We start from the raw sequence: 17,041 nt of genomic DNA, 5'->3' as shown, positions 1-17,041 counted from the left end.
ATAAAGAAAAAGGCCTGCTCCACATAAACTGGAACAGACCTCATCTTATTATTTAGCTTCCGATAACATGGTAGCGTAAATTCCATTTGCATCTAACAATTGTTGCTGCGTACCAGACTCTACTAATTTCCCCATCTCCATTACAAGCACCAAATCAGCTTTACGAATGGTATTCAGTCGATGAGCGATGACAAAACTTGTTCGTCCGGCCATAAGGCGCTCTAAAGCTTCTTGGATTTTCAGTTCTGTAACTGTGTCAATGCTACTCGTTGCTTCGTCTAACAATAGAATAACCGGATCTGCAATAAGTGCACGTGCAATAGACAGCAGTTGCTTCTGACCTTGACTAATCATTGAACCATCGCCTGTTAAAATCGTATCGTAACCATTCGGTAACTTTTCGATAAATTCATGTGCGTTAGCCCCTTTGGCAGCTTCGATGACTTCTTCATCTGTAGCATCTAGTTTGCCGTACCGAATATTTTCACTAACTGTCGCTTCGAATAAGAATGGATCTTGCAATACAAAAGCAAGTTGTTTACGCAATGTTTCACGTGGCATAGAAGCAATCGGCAATCCATCCAACCGAATCTCCCCTCTATTGGCGTCGTAAAAACGTGCCAATAATTGCATGATGGTTGTTTTTCCCGCTCCGGTTGCTCCCACTAATGCTGTTGTTTGACCAATGCCCACCTTGAAACTAACATCCTGAATGGTCCAGTCTTCTTCTGCCCCTTCGTATTTAAATGAAACTTGGTCGAAGACTACTTCACCTTTTAGTTCTTTTTCAACATTCAAAACTAAATCATCTTTTTCTTCAGTTTCGTCCATAATGGAAAAAACACGTTCAGCTCCTGCAATAGCTGACAACACCGTATTAAATTGGTTTGCCAAATCATTTAAAGGACGTGTAAATTGCCGAGAATACTCTGTGAAAATAACAATAACTCCAATAGATACAGAGCCATTCAAAGCGAGAATGCCACCAACCCCCGCTACAATTGCAAAGCTTCCATTGTTTAAAAAGTTCATGACTTTTGGGATAAATCCAGCATAGGTCCATGCCCAGAATCCAGCTTGTCGAAGGTTTTCACTTTTTTCGCGAAACTCTTCCATCACACGCGGTTCTTGTGAAAAAGCTTTAACAATTTTTTGGCCAGAAATGGTTTCTTCAATCATGCCATTCAATTCACCAATAGCTTTTTGCTGTTCTTTATACAACCTGCTCGTACGTTTTGTAATCCATTGAATGGATACATACATGAGTGGAATGATAATTAACGTTAATAATGTCAATAGCGGACTCAGTGTTAACATAACGATCGCTGTTCCTGTTAGCGTTAATATGCTCGAAAAAACTTGAATAAACGAAGTATTCAATGTAGACGAAACGTTTTCAATATCATTAGTCATGCGACTCATCAATTCTCCGTGTTGCCGCTTATCGAAAAACGTCACAGGCAAACGTTGAAGATGTGAAAAAAGACGAGTTCGCAAGCGATAAATCACTTGTTGAGCAATCCCAACCATCCAAAAATTTTGCAAATACAAAGATGCCGAATGGGCAATGTAAACCACAATCAACCAAAGCACAACTGTGCCCATGCCATTAAAGCTTTGAGGAACAATATACTCGTCAATGATAAAACCGATTAAATACGGTCCAAGCAATGCCATTGCGGAGCTGACAAATACCAATGCCAATACCACAATCAGTAACAAGCGCTGTTCATCAACTAGCTTCCAGATTTTAAGTAGCGTCGATTTCCAATTTTGCGCACGTTCGTCTTTTTTGTCTTTCTTTTTCGTTAAATCTTCTTTAGTCAAAATGGGTTCATGACCAAATGGTCGGCGGATGGCATCAAACATATTCATCAACCTCCTCTTCTTGTTGAGACATTGCAATTTGACGATACAGTTCTGAGTCATGCACGAGTTGGTTGTGCGTACCGTAGGCAGAAATCTCGCCATCTTCTAGCAACAATATTCGATCGGCTCTCATCGCTGTACGAATTTTTTGCGTAACTACGAGCATGGTTGCATGTTCTTGTTCAAGCTCTTCCCACAATGCACCTTCTGTTTTAACATCTAATGCACTGGTACTATCGTCTAAAATCAAAATGGACGGATTGCGAACTAAAGCTCGTGCAATGGATAAGCGTTGCTTTTGTCCGCCTGATAAATTCACGCCTTTTTGACCAACACGTGTGTAATAGCCTTTCGGAAAACGCTCTACAGTTTCATGAATTTGCGCTTTAATCGCGGCATCTGCTAGTTCGTCTTGGACGACTTCATCTTTTCCCCAAGATAAGTTATTGGAAATTGTTCCTGTGAAAAGAAGCGATTGTTGAGGGACAATGCCGATCGTTTTCCGCAACTCCCGCATCGACCATTCAGTAACATCGCGACCGTGCAGAGATACAACGCCTTCTGTCGCGTCATAAAAACGCGGCAGCAATTGCAGTAAAGTCGATTTCCCAGATCCGGTTGCCCCCATAATTGCTAGTTTTTCATTTGGTTTTAATTCAAAAGAAATGTTTTTCAAGACCGGTTTGTCTGTTCCAGGATACGTAAATGAGACATGGTCGAATCGAACTTCACCTGGATGAATAGCTTCTTTTTCTCCAATGTCTTCTTGTTCATGTCCATCTTCTGCATCGAGCACTTCTTCTATGCGTTCAGAAGATGCTTTTGCTCGAGCAAAAATCATGATGATAAATGAAAACATAGAGAAAGCACCAGTCATGCGCATCGCGTAGTTGACGATTGCGACCAATTCACCAATTTGTGCACCCCCTGCTCGAATTTCAAAAGCACCGAACCACAAAACAGCGAGCAATGAAACGTTCATCCCGAATAATAAAATCGGCAAAATAATTTCCATGATTCGGAATGCTTTAACAGTATCTATTTTCAAGTCTCCAGCGACCTCTGAAAAACGATTCGCTTCATATTTCCCCCGTAAGTAAGCTTTGATCAAACGCACTGCTTGAAGGTTTTCTTGAACAATTCGGTTCACACGATCGAGTCGTTTTTGAACAAAGCCAAAATACGCCACGCCTTTTTTGACCATAATATAAAGAAATGCCAGCAAGAATGGAAAGACAACCACTAAATATAAAGCCAGTTTCGGGTTGACCACAAAAGCCATAATCATACTTCCCACAACAAGAAGCGGTGCGCGCAACATAATTCGCAAGCCCATGTACAATACTTGTTGAACTAATGTTACATCACTTGTAAGACGCGTAATTAATCCTGACGCTGGGAATTTATTGAACATTGCCAATGAAAAAGACTGGATCTTCCCATAAACAGCTTGCCGCAAATCAAAAGAAAAGCTTTGAGAAGCGTGAGCTGCAAAATACGAATTGACGATTCCAGAGACAAAAGCAATTACCGAAAGAGCCATCAGGACAATTCCTAATTGGATGATGACATCTTGATCTCTTGCGACAATTCCTTTGTCAATAATACTGGCAATGACTAGCGGTTGCATCAATTCTACCGTTAGCTCTAGCAGCATTAAAATAAGTGCAATCACAATATAAAACTTATATGGTTTTGCATAAGAAAAAACTGTTTTCATACTCGTTCCTCCTAAATGTTTCGAAACCCGAACCTTTGTACTAAATAGTATGCCATAATTTTCAGATATCGAATAGCATTTTTACCCAATTCAAAAAACGACACCCCAATAAGATGTCGTTTTTCTTTGACTCTCTATTTTTTTAGTTGATAACCTGAGGCACTCGACTCTTTTTTTTCTTCTTTTTCGGATTTCCAGCAAGAGATAACCATGCGACAAATACTAACATTGCCAGTGCGCCTCCTAATTGAATAGGAGACAAGATGTGACCAAACCAAAACATGGAAATGACCATTGCCGTCAATGGTTCAAAAGAAGACAAAATACTTGTTTCCACAGGTGTAATAAAACGCATGCTACTAAGGAATAATACAAATGCGGCAGTTCCAAAAATAATAATTCCTAAAATCGAACCACTGACTGCAGGTACTGCTAAAATCGCGAATTCATTAATAAATGTGATTGGATTGACCAACCCTATAAAAATTCCGCCAAAAAGCATGGACCATGCAACAATGAGTAACACCCCCCACTCCTGCATAAGGCGTGCGGGATATAGCGTATAAAAAGTGAAAGCTAAGCCCACTAGAACTCCCCAAAATAAAGCTTCTGCACTAATGATTAATTGATCTGGTTTTCCATTTGTCAGTAGTAAAAACAAACCAGCTAGAGTTCCCAACATCCCAATCACTTGATAGAGAGGCGGTAATTTTTTATGAGTTATGGATACAAAAACAATAATATAAACCGGCGCTAAAAATTGCATGAGCGTGGCTACTACAGCATTACTTGCTTCGATAGCTGCAACAAAGCTATATTGAGCACCCAACATGCCGAACAAAGAAAAAATTAGCAATGGCCGAATCCAAAATTTATTGCGGAAAATAGCCGTAATAAGGACTCCTTTCAGCTTCAAGAACAAGAGTAGGAAAGTGCCTGCCACTGTTAGACGTAACGTTATGATAAATGGCACTGAAACAACGTAATTATTCATTACCCATTCCATTAAGGGACCAGTGGCTCCCCACATAATAGCCCCAATTAATATCATAGAAACTCCTTTTAGACGTTCCATTTCCATACTCCTCCCTATAGAAAAACCAACCTTAAAAGATTGGTTTAGTTCTTTATTAAAATGATAGATTCAGCATCAAGCCTATATAAAAGCAACAAATAAAACCAATACTGAAAACGAGAGACAACCAAGCATTTGCTTTTTTGAAAAAAGCTACTAGCATGACGATCAATAGTAAAAAACTTAATATCATTAGTAAAGTTCCATTTACTGTCGCATCTAATTCAGCAGCGATAGGAATATAAAAAGGACCTGATAGCTTATCAACAAGCCACCCACCGCCTTCAATCCGCAATGTATCATTCACATCATGAGGTGGGGCTTGTTTGCTCATAAAGGCCGTTAAAACAAAAACAACCAGTAACAGCAAACTTTCAACTTTCAACCAAGCTTGTTGAAATTCTTTTTGCTTATTTAAAAATCCGTTAATCAGCGCCGCCAAAAGAACGGGGATAATACTGATATGTTTTAACAAAAGCAGCTGGCCATATGGCAATACCCATGAGTCCACGTAATCTGCAGGGGCTACGAAAAAAAACATAATGACGATTCCACTAGCAAATACTCCCGTAACAGAAATAACCGCAAGCGGAGTGAACCATGTTAGAAAAGGCCGCCAATTAGCTCCATTTTTCGCAAACCACGCAACATGGAGCAGCACACCTGTCCAAATTGACATGAAAAAGATATGGCTAGAATGAAGAGCAAAACCGGCCCATAGGTTGATAGTCGAAATATGACTATAAAATCCGACAGTCAAAATAAGCAATAACACGTACAGTGCTAGTATGTATCGATTGCCATTCAAGTAAATCGCAATTGCTAAAATAACACTAAGTAATAATGTAATCAGCCATCCTTGTCCAATACGAAACTCCATAATCGCTGTTCGAAAAGCTTCGACTGAACTTTGACTGCTTTGCAAAAACACTGCCAGTTCATAAACAGGAATAAAAGATAAGAGAACAATACTAGCCGTGCTGATTAATAATAACCCTTTAGAGCTTGATAGCTTTGGTTTTCGATTTTCTGGTACAAATTGCAACACAATAAAGCCTGCTAAATAAGAAAAAGCAATATATAAAAGAACGTCTGCAAATGCCGTTAAAAACATCATTTCTTCTTCAACCGCAGTTTATAAATTCCGTAAACTACTAAAACAGCACCTAGTACCCATACAAGTGGTATTAGTACATTACTGTTTTTTTCAGTTGCTGTTTCTGCTAATTTCTTCTCAGTTGCCTTTGCTTTTTCCTCTGTAACAGAAGTTGTCATAGACGCTTCTCCTTTTTCAACTTCGTTTGCCATATTAAATGCAATCTGACCTTCAACCGGATGTCCATCTTCTCCAATGATGTTCCATACAATACGGTAAGATCCATCTGGTAAGGTTTTATCAAAGTTGCCAATCATCCCATTCTTATTAATCGCAATCTCTTCAAATTCGAAAGAGCTTGTTTCATCTTCAATATTCATCGTACTGCCTTCTTCGATATTCGTATCAAAAAGTAATTCTACTTCTGTTAACTTTTCTGATACATTTTGATCTTCACTAGGTGCAGAAGAAAGTAATGTTGTATGAGCTTGAGCCGGAAAAGGAAAAATAAACATTAAAAAAAATAATGCTAAAAATTTTTTATACATGGATTTACCTCAATTTTCATATGATTTATGCCTATTCTCTCACGATTACTAAGGAAAGGATAGAAATATTCCACAAATCTGAGTAGAGATTATTTTGAAAAGGATGACGATAGACCTTTTCTTCTCTATAATGAAAGTAAACTACGGTTAAGGAGCGTCAATGCATGAGCGAAATAAAAGAAAACCTAACTGACACCCTTGTTTTCAACCATATTCCCTTCCCAATTATCATACTCGATAAAAACGGCTTAGTAACATGGTGCAATCAGCACGCTGAGCACGTTTTTCAAATAAAAGCCGAAGCGGTTATAGGTCAACTTTCTTCTTATATGAATCCCGAAAAAGCTGCATTAAACAAGCACTCTTGGGATAAGCTACTACATACTGAAGAATCAGTAAGATTTGAAAACATTGAAATAGAGTTAGCTGGAGGAGTTACAACTTACACGACTGTAGTAGCCAAATCCTACACATTCGATGGTGAACAATATGTCATGACCATTTATGAAATGAACGAAGCAGATAAAGATGGCTCTTCTTCTATTGAGTTAAATCATTTACGCAGTGGTTTAGATGACTCTTTCATGCTGCTTTATTTTGATCAAGAATTCTTGATTACGTATGCCAATCCGTTATTTTTAAAGTTGAGTAAATGGACACCTAAACGAATTTTAGGAAAGCCTGTATGGCATATGTTCGGAGACGGTGATGAAGACGTTCAATTTGTCGACTCAATTTTATCCACTTTGCGACAAGGAGAAGTTTGGAACGGCGAAGCGAAAAAAGTGAAAAAAGATGGCGAAATTTATTGGGTCGAATTAACGGCTATTCCGATGCAATTATCAAGCGAAGATACGTATTATATTTTCCTTGAAAAAGACATTACAGCCAATAAACAAGCTCAAAAACATCTTGAAGAAATTGCATTTATCGATCCGGTAACCGGTTTAGAAAATCGCCATAGACTTGAACAAATAGTCAATGAATACATAGAAGAAGGTCGTCATTTCTCCTTTGTTTTTATGGATATTGACCGTTTCTATACGCTGCGCGATGTGTCGGATACAGATGTTGAAAATGAACTACTTATTGAATTTACAAAGCGTCTTCGCATGTATTTTTCCGATTCGATTATTACACGTGCCGGTTTACATGAATTCGCTTTGGTCACTCCACTAAGCAATTGGTTTATCGAAGGGTTTCTTCATTATTTACAACAGCACCCTATCTACTTACAAGGTACAGCCGTGCCATTGACGGTTAGTGGCGCTATTACCAAATACCCTGAAGACCAACATAGTTTTATGCATTTGATCAAAGCTTCCTATGCAACCATCAAAAAGGTAAAAGAACGCGGAGGTAGTGAAATATCAGCGTTGACACCTGATGATCATGAACGATTAAGCCGTAAAGCATCAATTGAAAAACACTTAATCTATGCGCTAGACAGAAAAAATTTACAGCTTTTATACCAACCAATCGTCAACTTAGCAAATGGTAAAGTTGAACGTGTAGAAGCATTTGTCCGTTGGACCGATTCAGAAATTGGCGTTGTAACTCCAGACGAACTAATTCCAATTGCAGAAGAAAACGGATTGATCAACAAAATTGGTAGCTTCGTTGTTGAAACGGCTTGCCTTCAATTAAAAGATTGGAAATCGAAAGACATTGATCTTCAAATCAGCATTAACTCATCGATTCATGAATTTAGAGACAAAGATATGGCAAAAATGTTGCTCGAAAACTTAAAGCTGAATGATTGTCATCCAAGTTCCTTAATGATTGAAATTACCGAAAAATTTGCACTCGAAGCTGAAGCTGAACGTTCAATCATGACACAAATGAAAAACCTTCATCAAGAGGGTATCACATTTGCATTAGATGACTTCGGAACTGGATATGCTTCGTTCCGCTATATGCTCTTATTGCCAATATCTTCAATAAAAATAGACCAAATGATCATTCAATCTATTACTAAGCAAGAAAAAATTCAAAAATTAATTAATGGTATGATTCAATTCGGTAAATCACTTGATTTCCAAGTAACGGCCGAAGGTGTCGAGACAAATGAACAATTTGAACTTCTACGCGCCATGGGATGCGACAGCCTACAAGGCTACATCATCGGACACCCGATGACAGCCACAGACCTAGAAAAATGGCTGGGGTAACAAGAAAAGCGCAAGCGCCCGTGGAGCTCTGACGGGCATAAGGCACATTGACGAAGCGGCGTTCTTTGCCGCACAGTCAATTTGACTTATGACCCTAAGAGCTGAGCGCTGGAGCTGGACATAATGAAAAGCGCAAGCTGCCGTGTAGATTCGACGGGCATAAGACGCTCCGGCGACGTGGCATGTTTTCAGCCACACAGTCGGAGTGGCTTATGACCCTAGAATCTGGCAGCTGGAGCTAGACATCCAGAAAAGCGCAAGCTGCCTTCACTCAAAATACGATATAAAAAACGGGTCTGACAAACAAGAAATTATTCTTGTGTCAGGCCCATTTTTTTCTGTATTCTTTTGGCTTGTCGTTTAAAAAACAGCTGCATGATTACTTCCGCAAATACTAATCCCATCGCAACAGCTCCGGAAATCATCATTGCCTCTGAAGCAAATGCGATAGCTTCTAAATAATTATTTTCTACAATTTTCCGCATTGCATTGTACGCTTTACTCCCAGGTACTAAAGGAATAATCCCTGCAATACTGAAAATAATCATCGGCATCCGAAACTTTTTAGCTAGCAAGTGAGCCACGATTGAAACTACAAACGCACCTGCAAAAGATGCTTGTACTGGATCGTCAAAAGTTAGAAAGAATATGCGGTAAATAAGCCAACCACTCATACCAACTAGACCACAACTGATTAACGTGCGACGAGGTGTATTAAAGATGACGCCGAATGCGCCTGCAGCCATAAAGCTGAGAAATGCTTCTAATGGCCAGTTCATCTGATCTCCTCCTTAAAATGATAAAACGACCGCAATGCCCGCTCCAATTGCAAAAGCTGTCAAAAATGCTTCTGCTCCTTTAGATAAACCAGACATAAAATGACCTGCCATCAAATCGCGTACTGCGTTTGTAATAAGTAATCCGGGAACAAGCGGCATAATTGATCCGATGATTAAAGTATCTAAATCTGATGCAAAACCCGCATAGACAGCAATAGAAGCTAAAATTCCAATAACAAAAGAGCCGATAAATTCCGCAAATATTTTTACGCGTGTTTCTATTAAAATGGTTTCCACAATGATAAAACCAGTTCCCCCAAATAGAAATGCAAAAGGGAGGTCTTTCCAATTTCCACCTAATAAAATAAAGAAACAGCCACTCGCTACGGCAGCAGCTAGAATTTGAATCCATATATGAAATCGATAATTGGTTTGATCGATAATCAGCATTTCGTCATAAGCTTGTTGCAACGTATATTCACCCGCGACCAATTTTCGGGAAACCGAATTGATCAAAGCTACTCGTTCAAGGTCCGTGCTTCGATTGTTAATCCGAACAAACCGCGTAGCTAGTTCTTCACTTGGAGAAAACATGATACCCGATGGCGTCACGAAACAATGGGAGTTTACCATATTTTGCGAAACAGCCATTCGAATCATTGTATCTTCAACACGATACGTTTCTGCGCCACTTTCCATCATGATTCTGCCGGCCAATAGAAAACAATCTAAGGCAAGTTCACGTCTCGTCTCTCCTATTTGCGCCACATGTCCCTCTCCTCTCACAGTCAATTTCTTTCCTTATCATAACGCAATTAAACAAAAAACTAAACGCCCCAATAAATCGGAGCGTTTGACGAGGCTTGCTATAGGCATGTTAATAACTACGGTTTTAATACAACTTTTGTACAATCATCTTGATGGTCATTAAAAATTTGATAAGCATCACTTGCACTTTCTAAAGGCATAATGTGCGAAATGATCTCTCGCGGATCGAATTCACCGTTTTCAATTTTTTTGTAAAGCATTGGCATCAAGTGGATAACTGGGGCTTGTCCCATTTTCAAAGTCACATTTCGCTCAAACATATTTCCAAGTGGAAACTGATTATAAGTCAATCCATAGACACCGGTCAATTGAATGGTTCCAAATTTACTAACAGCACCTTTCGCGATATCAATAGCGCTGAGTGTCCCACCTTGTAACATCAATTTTTGTTGGACAGCCTCTGCCGGGGATTTTTTCCCGTCCATTCCGACACAATCAATTACAATACGGGCTCCTCCTTGAGTGATTTCATGAATCAAAGCCCCCGTATTATCATGCTGGCTAAAGTCAACAATCTCTACATTGTTTATTTTTTTAGCAAGTTCCATCCGATAAGGAATTTCATCCACTGCAATAACGCGGCTCGCACCTTGCATCCACGCAAATTTTTGGGCCATAAGACCAATTGGACCGCATCCGAGAACAACGACTGTATCGCCTTTCTTCACGCCCGCATGTTCTACACTCCACCATGCAGTGGGTAAAACATCCGACAAAAACAACAAGGATTCATCTTCTAGCTCTGAGGACTCTGGAATTACTAAAGGAGTAAAATTCCCATAAGGTACACGCAAGTACTCTGCCTGTCCACCTGAATAATCCCCGTAACGTTCTGTTAATCCAAAATATGCGCCTGTATCGAAATGAGGGTTGCTGTTAGAATTATCACATTGACTCTCCATTTCATTGCTACAATAGAAACACTGACCACAACTAATATTAAAAGGCAGTACAATGCGATCTCCTTTTTTTACTTTAGTAACCTTTGGTCCTACTTCTTCTACAATTCCCATTGGCTCATGTCCGATGACCGTGTCTTTTGTAGTCGGCAATGCTCCTTGATAGATATGTAGATCTGTACCACAAATAGCTGTTGATGTTATTTTGACAATAATATCATCTTGCTTCTGGATTTCAGGATCTTTCACTTCTTTCACTCTCATATCTTTTGTGCCTTGAAATGTAACTGCCTTCATTATTATCCCTCCATTATTAATCAGAATATTCCTCATTTTCCCTTTTCCGACTAATTAAAACCTAAAAGAAGAAGCGAAATATATTCGCTTCTTCTTCTTATTATTCATCAAATTCCAATGTAGCAATCGGTTCAAAACTTTCTAATTCATAGCTCTTTATTTCGCCGTTTGCCACGGTATACAGTTCTTCATCAATATAGAGAATCCGTTGAACAAAAGTATTCCAATCTTCATACTGATTATCGGTTTGTTCGATTAAACTCGCTGCTTGTGAAATACCATCAGTTGTAATCGTGTAAATCAATGCACCTTCACCTTCAAACTCTATATACTCATCAGAAGCTTCATCATATAAGCTTACGGGGAAGCCAAAGAGATTTTTCTTTTGATGAGTAAACAAAGCTTTGTGATCGTATTGGAGCGCAGAGTAAGTTCCTGGCCCGCCGATAACCTCAGTGTCTTTTTCTAGAGGGTTTTCAAAGTCACTGACATCAAACAATGAAATCTTCATGCCCCCTGTCACAACACGCGGTTCTCCATTTTTTACAGGTACTAACTTCGTATCATAACCAAAACCAATTAAATGATTGTCATCCAATGGATGCAAGTAATTTGAGAAACCTGGTATTTTCAATTCACCAAGGACTTTTGGAGAAGAGGGTGTCGAAACATCGATAACGAACAACGGATCTGTTTCTTTAAAAGTTACCATGTAAGCTTTATCTTTAATGAAACGTGCCGAATAAATTCGCTCGCCTTTTGCCAAATCTTCTACAGATCCTACTTGATTCATCTGCTGGTCGAGAACAAATAAATGGTTTTTTGATGGGGAAGTTAAATCCCATGCTATTCCTTCTGTCGTTACAGCTCGAAAATGACCATCGTATTCGTCCATAGAAAATTGGTTGAGCAAAGAGCCTGTTATTTCTGCAGAAGCCATAAATTCAACAGCTGTGCCCGTTAATCCAAATTTAAAAACTTCTGTATTGGCCTGTTGTGGGAACCAAATGTCCATTCTTCGACCGTCCCGCATTTCTTCATCATCCAAAGGTACATACGCAGGTGCTGTTAAATATAAATGGTCTTCATTCATATAAAGCTGTTCACTACCGCCTAAAAAACCATCTGTTGAGATGTCATTAGTTTCTGGAGCAGTTAAATCTACCGATGTAATCACGCTATAACTGCCTTCCATCGTTCCTGGCAGAATCGCGAGGTTGTCATAAGGAACTGGCTGAAGTTCTCCACCTTGTTTCGAATCGTATTGATGAGGACGAAGTTCCGGCTCATCTTGTTCTTCCAACATCCAATAATCTGGATAGACATTGGTTACAAAATAAAGGATGTTGTTCGTTAATCTAGCCCCCTTCAAGTATCCTTCTGTACCAAATTCTCGAATCAACTCAGGAGATTGAGGATTGCTAACATCATATAAATAAACAGAAGTAACGCCAATTTGTGGCGTCCAGCTGCGTGGCATCCGATCAGTCATATTCGGATAAGCTGAATAACGGCTCCCCATGACAACAAGTATATCTTCTGTTAAGAAGAGTTGCTCGGGGTACATATTTTCTGTAAACGGTAGTTCTGCAGCAATGATCATTTCCTGAGGATTTCGCACATCTGAAATCACAACTCGCGATTCGCTAATTGAATAAATGTACGAACCATCCGCTTTCACCAAATCTGCTTCATCTACCCCTTCTACTTGGTTGTTGGTAGTCGAATAATCACCCTCTGCGCCAGCACCATCGCTTTGACTAGCGCTTGAGTCTGAGGACTCTGCTGTTTCTTCCATACCGACATCGTACCGTTGATTATTTTGATACATCTCCATCAATCGCCCAAAATAATCTCGTAATTGTTCTTCCCCTGATAGTTTTTCTAATTGTTCCTGTACAACAAATGCAATTTCTGTATCCGTTAAATTTTTAAAAAATCGATTTTTTAATGCGGCTCTTTTAATATGCAAACGATATTCCCCAGTACTGATACCTACTACTTCTAATGTTTTGCCATTGTCCTGGATGTACATTTCGGTTTCTACACGGTTGTTCTGTGCATCCGTAATGTACACGTCACCTTTCTCTACAGCTTCTTGCTGGAGAGATGAAGAGAAATTGGCCTTCCATCCCTGTTCCGTTAAAGCGATCGGAGAAGCACTTACTGATACTTTGTTATTGATCACAACAAATACTAATCCAACTGCTAAAACGGCCATGATTGCAATAATCCAAAACTTTTTCTTCTTCATGACGCTCACGTCCTTTCAGACATCCCTTTTTCTATTAGACAGGAGAGGACTGGAAAAGTTACACATTTCACATGAAATTTTTTAAAGTCGTTTGAAACACGGATAAAAATGTTGTTGGAGTCTCGTTTGTTTTGCCTCCACCTTGAGCAAATTGGACGTTTCCGCCGCCTTTGCCATCAGTCAATACAAGAAGCTGCTTTAATACTTCTCGCATATCTCCAAGTGCATCTTCACCTTTTGCACAAACAAAGCGCATATCACCTTCTGTGCTACTAATAAACAAAGCAATTGCTGTAGGGTGTTCACTTATGACAAGTCGAGCAAGCTGTTGCAACTCTTTTATCGACCGGTTTTCGAATACTTCTTGTATAAGATGATTTTCTGGAACAATTGTTTTTGCTTCTAAGTTTAACAATTGTTCTTGAAGACTTTTTATTGTTTTACTCATAGTAGCCTTATCTGCCAACAAAGTTTCAACCGCTTGCGTCAATTCAGCAGCAGGCGCATTTAACTTAACGACCAATTGATCGGTTGTTTCCGATAAGAAATTGAAGTACTGCAGTGCTCGATCTCCACATAAGAAATAAACTCGCATACCGCCTTTGCTTTTTTCTGTTGAAATGATTTTTAATAATCCGATTTCCGCTGTATTTTTTGGATGGGTTCCTCCGCAAGCATTTAAATCAATTCCTTCAATTTCAACCAAGCGAATTTCCCCATCTACTACTGGAGGTTTTCTCAATTTCAGTGTATCAGCTTTTTCTGAAGTTACCCATCTTGTCGAAATCGGAAGAGCTTGACCGATCAGTTCGTTAGCTTTTTTTTCAATTACTTGAATTTGCTCTTTTGTGGCTGTATCCAAATCCAAATCGATGGTCACGCGTTCTTTTCCTAAATGAAAACTTTGAGTTTTCAAACCGTACGTATCTTCAAACAAAGCGCTCAACAAATGTTGCCCTGCATGTTGTTGCATATGATCCCATCTTCTTTGCTCGTCCAATTGAGCAACAAAACGTTCTTTTTCTAGCTCTCTATCCGTATAATGGCGAATTTCACCGTCAATTAGTTGTACATCCCAGACTTTTGCTGGCCCTATCTCGCCCGTATCTGCAGGCTGACCGCCGCCTTCGGGATAAAAACAACTTTGATCTAAAACTACATAATGCCCGTGATCGTCTTTCCCGCTGTTTATTACATCTACTTCGGTTGAGAAAACGGTTGAATCTTGATAATACAATTTCGTTGTCATATCGAACCTTCTTTCTTTGCTAATGCAGCTACTTTTATTCTATTGTTTACCGAGTTTCTTTTAGTGGAATTACAAAGGTAAATAGACTTACAGGAGGACAGCAGACATGCCCAAGTTCAATCGTTCCGTATTATTGTATAACGGCAATGCAGGACAGTCTACGGTAGACTCTGTTCTAAAACTAGCCGTACCACACATTGCGCAAGCATCGCATTCACTCGAAATTATTCAAACTGCTTCTCCAGAAGAATTCGAACGAGCGTGTCAAACCGCTGCAACAGATGCAGATATTCTTTTTATCGCAGGCGGCGATGGCACCGTTCATTCCGCAGTCCGTGCTTTAGCGGAGATTGCTGATCCTGCTCCAATCGCCATATTACCAAGTGGTACAGCCAATGATTTTGCACGCACTTTGAATATTCCACTAGATTTAGATTTAGCCGCACCCGAACTGATAAATGGCGAGATTAAAAAAATTGATACCGGAAAAATTAACGGCGGTTCTTTTCTCAACTTTGCAGGAATCGGTGTCATTACGGATGCTTCTTCCAATATTGATCCTACGTTAAAAGAGCGGTACGGAAAAATCAGTTACTTTATGAGTGCATTGCAATCGATGCGGCAAGCTACTCCGTTTTCAGTCGATTTGAAAATTGACGGTATTAGTTATGCAGAAGAAGGTGTACTCGTCTTAGTCATGAACGGAAAGTCGATTGGCACACACAATTTTCCAATGGCAACAATTGACCCAGCAGATGGCTTGCTCGATTTATTTGTTATTCAAACTTCGTCTTTAAGTGCCATACGTGAATGGTTTTCACTTGCTCAACCGGAAGTCGTGACAGAAGAGTTGGAACATATTACGCATTACCAAGGTCAGTCTATCTCCATTAAAACGGACGAGCAGTTAGATGTAGATACCGATGGCGAAATCTATTTGAAAACTCCACTTGATATTGAAATACAGCCCGGTAGTTTGAAAATGTTGATTCCTAAACAACCTGAAGACTTTATTTAAAAAGGACGGCTCCTAAGGGAACCGTCCTTTTACAATTAATCTGCTATGCCGAATTTTTAGTTTTGAAAAGCTGAGCGGTGAATGGTTTCTTTAATTTCAACTCCACGCTTCGCCATTTCTGCAATATATTCTTCTCCGGGAACAATCATCTCTGGAGGATAAGCTCCTCGCTTATCGATAATTCCTTTACCAATCATTTGTGCTACTACGGAAATGGTATAAGCTGTCGCACGCGCCATCGCAGTTACACCTGTTTCTTGATCTTTTATCGTTACCATATTGTATTCGTACGTAACTTCCTCTCCTTCCTTCACCCCGGACACCATCACTCGTAAAACAACTGCGTCTTGTTTATCTCCGAGTTCTGTTATTGGCTCAAGTACAGCTTTTAAGACCGCCCGAAGATTTACTTCACGGTTATCAACCGTCACAGTTTTTGTGCGATCTGTAAGACCCAAATCCACCAATAATTTAAATTTCTCGGCATGTCCTTTATAACGCAAAGTTTTATATTCTAAAGAATGGATGTCGCTAAACGTCTCCGTTAACGTTGATGTTCCTCCGGAAGTATGAAAAGCTTCTAGTTCCCCGAAATCTTCAAATTTCACATGTTCAATTTCAGATAAAGATTCAACTTCGAGCAGCTTTCCGTTACGAAGAACGTGAGATTTGTCTGTGTAATGATCAAACACTCCTTCTAATGAAAAGACATGATTGTATTCTAATGGAGGTTCAGGATGAACTGGAATGCCCCCCACAAACAAGCGAATATCTGACACTTGGTCAAGTTTACTTGCACCGTATCCAGTCAAAATGTTAATCATGCCGGGAGCAACACCTAAATCAGGGATGAGTGTCACACCTTTTTTCTGCGCTTCTTCGTGCATTTCAAGTACTGCGTCTGTAGCTCCACCTATGTGGCCACCTAAATCGACCGAATGAACACCACATGAAAGTGCAGTAGCCGCCACTTTTTCATTAAATGTATAAAATAATGCATTGATAACAATATCTCCTTTGGAAATTGCCGCTACCAATTCCTCATCATTACTAGCGTCCAACTCCAATACTTCTAATTTATTATTGTCCAGCTGATCTTTGAAAAGCACCGTTTGATCTTTATTGCGATCGGCTAAAAAGACCTTTTCGACAGCTTCATTCGCTACTAAATCTCTAGCCGCTTGTTTCCCCATTAAGCCTGCCCCTAATACGACGACTTTCATCTCCCCATCCCCTTT

The 17,041-nt window shown here is 39.6% G+C and carries 13 protein-coding genes; 2 read left to right on the top strand and 11 right to left on the bottom strand.

What is annotated here, in order from left to right; translation table 11 throughout:
• Positions 1-48: 48 nt before the first annotated feature.
• The 5 genes from GPDM_RS07675 to GPDM_RS07655 all read right to left on the bottom strand — a co-directional run bounded on the left by GPDM_RS07675 (position 49) and on the right by GPDM_RS07655 (position 6,308).
• On the bottom strand, positions 49-1,869 hold the full coding sequence (locus GPDM_RS07675; RefSeq protein ID WP_008430392.1) for an ABC transporter ATP-binding protein: 1,821 nt from the start codon (positions 1,867-1,869) through the stop codon (positions 49-51).
• Complete coding sequence (locus GPDM_RS07670) at positions 1,862-3,589, bottom strand: ABC transporter ATP-binding protein (protein WP_008430390.1); 1,728 nt, start codon at positions 3,587-3,589, stop codon at positions 1,862-1,864. Before GPDM_RS07670 ends, GPDM_RS07675 begins: the two co-directional genes overlap by 8 nt.
• Before the next feature lie 142 nt (positions 3,590-3,731).
• Positions 3,732-4,664: a DMT family transporter gene (locus GPDM_RS07665; RefSeq protein WP_008430389.1), complete on the bottom strand. Its 933-nt coding sequence runs from the start codon at positions 4,662-4,664 to the stop codon at positions 3,732-3,734.
• A 55-nt stretch (positions 4,665-4,719) separates the two neighbouring features.
• A complete protein-coding gene (locus GPDM_RS07660; RefSeq protein WP_039863117.1) occupies positions 4,720-5,781 on the bottom strand; it encodes a copper resistance D family protein in 1,062 nt (353 codons plus the stop codon).
• Complete coding sequence (locus GPDM_RS07655) at positions 5,778-6,308, bottom strand: copper resistance CopC family protein (RefSeq protein ID WP_008430385.1); 531 nt, start codon at positions 6,306-6,308, stop codon at positions 5,778-5,780. The genes GPDM_RS07660 and GPDM_RS07655 overlap by 4 nt, the downstream gene beginning before the upstream one ends.
• 164 nt (positions 6,309-6,472) lie before the next feature.
• On the opposite strand from GPDM_RS07655, the gene GPDM_RS07650 reads away from it, so the two are divergent.
• Positions 6,473-8,479, top strand: a complete 2,007-nt coding sequence (locus GPDM_RS07650; RefSeq protein ID WP_008430384.1) for a sensor domain-containing protein — start codon at positions 6,473-6,475, stop codon at positions 8,477-8,479.
• Between the two features lie 311 nt (positions 8,480-8,790).
• Here GPDM_RS07650 and GPDM_RS07645 read toward each other — a convergent pair whose 3' ends face one another.
• The 5 genes from GPDM_RS07645 to GPDM_RS07625 all read right to left on the bottom strand — a co-directional run bounded on the left by GPDM_RS07645 (position 8,791) and on the right by GPDM_RS07625 (position 14,785).
• Positions 8,791-9,258, bottom strand: a complete 468-nt coding sequence (locus tag GPDM_RS07645) for a threonine/serine exporter family protein (RefSeq protein ID WP_008430382.1) — start codon at positions 9,256-9,258, stop codon at positions 8,791-8,793.
• Positions 9,259-9,270: 12 nt separating this feature from the next.
• Positions 9,271-10,026, bottom strand: coding sequence for a threonine/serine exporter family protein (locus GPDM_RS07640; protein ID WP_008430380.1), 756 nt, complete (start codon positions 10,024-10,026; stop codon positions 9,271-9,273).
• A gap of 116 nt (positions 10,027-10,142) precedes the next feature.
• Positions 10,143-11,282 carry a zinc-dependent alcohol dehydrogenase gene (locus tag GPDM_RS07635; protein WP_008430379.1) on the bottom strand — a complete coding sequence of 380 codons (1,140 nt, stop codon included), beginning with the start codon at positions 11,280-11,282 and terminating at the stop codon, positions 10,143-10,145.
• A 100-nt stretch (positions 11,283-11,382) separates the two neighbouring features.
• On the bottom strand, positions 11,383-13,536 hold the full coding sequence (locus GPDM_RS07630; RefSeq protein ID WP_008430378.1) for a beta-propeller domain-containing protein: 2,154 nt from the start codon (positions 13,534-13,536) through the stop codon (positions 11,383-11,385).
• Positions 13,537-13,603: 67 nt separating this feature from the next.
• Positions 13,604-14,785, bottom strand: coding sequence for an alanyl-tRNA editing protein (locus GPDM_RS07625; RefSeq protein WP_008430377.1), 1,182 nt, complete (start codon positions 14,783-14,785; stop codon positions 13,604-13,606).
• 106 nt (positions 14,786-14,891) lie between these two features.
• Here GPDM_RS07625 and GPDM_RS07620 point away from each other — a divergent pair, with 106 nt between their 5' ends.
• Positions 14,892-15,803 carry a diacylglycerol/lipid kinase family protein gene (locus GPDM_RS07620; protein WP_008430376.1) on the top strand — a complete coding sequence of 304 codons (912 nt, stop codon included), beginning with the start codon at positions 14,892-14,894 and terminating at the stop codon, positions 15,801-15,803.
• A gap of 56 nt (positions 15,804-15,859) precedes the next feature.
• Here GPDM_RS07620 and GPDM_RS07615 read toward each other — a convergent pair whose 3' ends face one another.
• Positions 15,860-17,026: a saccharopine dehydrogenase family protein gene (locus GPDM_RS07615; RefSeq protein WP_008430375.1), complete on the bottom strand. Its 1,167-nt coding sequence runs from the start codon at positions 17,024-17,026 to the stop codon at positions 15,860-15,862.
• Between the last annotated feature and the right edge of the window lie 15 nt (positions 17,027-17,041).

This window comes from Planococcus donghaensis MPA1U2 (genome assembly GCF_000189395.1).
GTDB classification, from domain to species: Bacteria; Bacillota; Bacilli; order Bacillales_A; family Planococcaceae; genus Planococcus; species Planococcus donghaensis_B.
Note: the sequence above shows the minus strand (reverse complement) of the source record. Positions and strands in the feature narration are given on the sequence as shown.

Excerpts from the sequence above, each read along its gene's own strand:
- GPDM_RS07675 (WP_008430392.1), bottom strand. The coding sequence starts at position 1,869 with ATGTTTGATGCCATCCGCCGACCATTTGGTCATGAACCCATTTTGACT.
- GPDM_RS07615 (WP_008430375.1), bottom strand. The coding sequence starts at position 17,026 with ATGAAAGTCGTCGTATTAGGGGCAGGCTTAATGGGGAAACAAGCGGCT.
- GPDM_RS07665 (WP_008430389.1), bottom strand. The coding sequence starts at position 4,664 with ATGGAACGTCTAAAAGGAGTTTCTATGATATTAATTGGGGCTATTATG.
- GPDM_RS07625 (WP_008430377.1), bottom strand. The coding sequence starts at position 14,785 with ATGACAACGAAATTGTATTATCAAGATTCAACCGTTTTCTCAACCGAA.
- GPDM_RS07635 (WP_008430379.1), bottom strand. The coding sequence starts at position 11,282 with ATGAAGGCAGTTACATTTCAAGGCACAAAAGATATGAGAGTGAAAGAA.
- GPDM_RS07670 (WP_008430390.1), bottom strand. The coding sequence starts at position 3,589 with ATGAAAACAGTTTTTTCTTATGCAAAACCATATAAGTTTTATATTGTG.
- GPDM_RS07620 (WP_008430376.1), top strand. The coding sequence starts at position 14,892 with ATGCCCAAGTTCAATCGTTCCGTATTATTGTATAACGGCAATGCAGGA.
- GPDM_RS07660 (WP_039863117.1), bottom strand. The coding sequence starts at position 5,781 with ATGATGTTTTTAACGGCATTTGCAGACGTTCTTTTATATATTGCTTTT.
- GPDM_RS07645 (WP_008430382.1), bottom strand. The coding sequence starts at position 9,258 with ATGAACTGGCCATTAGAAGCATTTCTCAGCTTTATGGCTGCAGGCGCA.
- GPDM_RS07630 (WP_008430378.1), bottom strand. The coding sequence starts at position 13,536 with ATGAAGAAGAAAAAGTTTTGGATTATTGCAATCATGGCCGTTTTAGCA.
- GPDM_RS07655 (WP_008430385.1), bottom strand. The coding sequence starts at position 6,308 with ATGTATAAAAAATTTTTAGCATTATTTTTTTTAATGTTTATTTTTCCT.
- GPDM_RS07650 (WP_008430384.1), top strand. The coding sequence starts at position 6,473 with ATGAGCGAAATAAAAGAAAACCTAACTGACACCCTTGTTTTCAACCAT.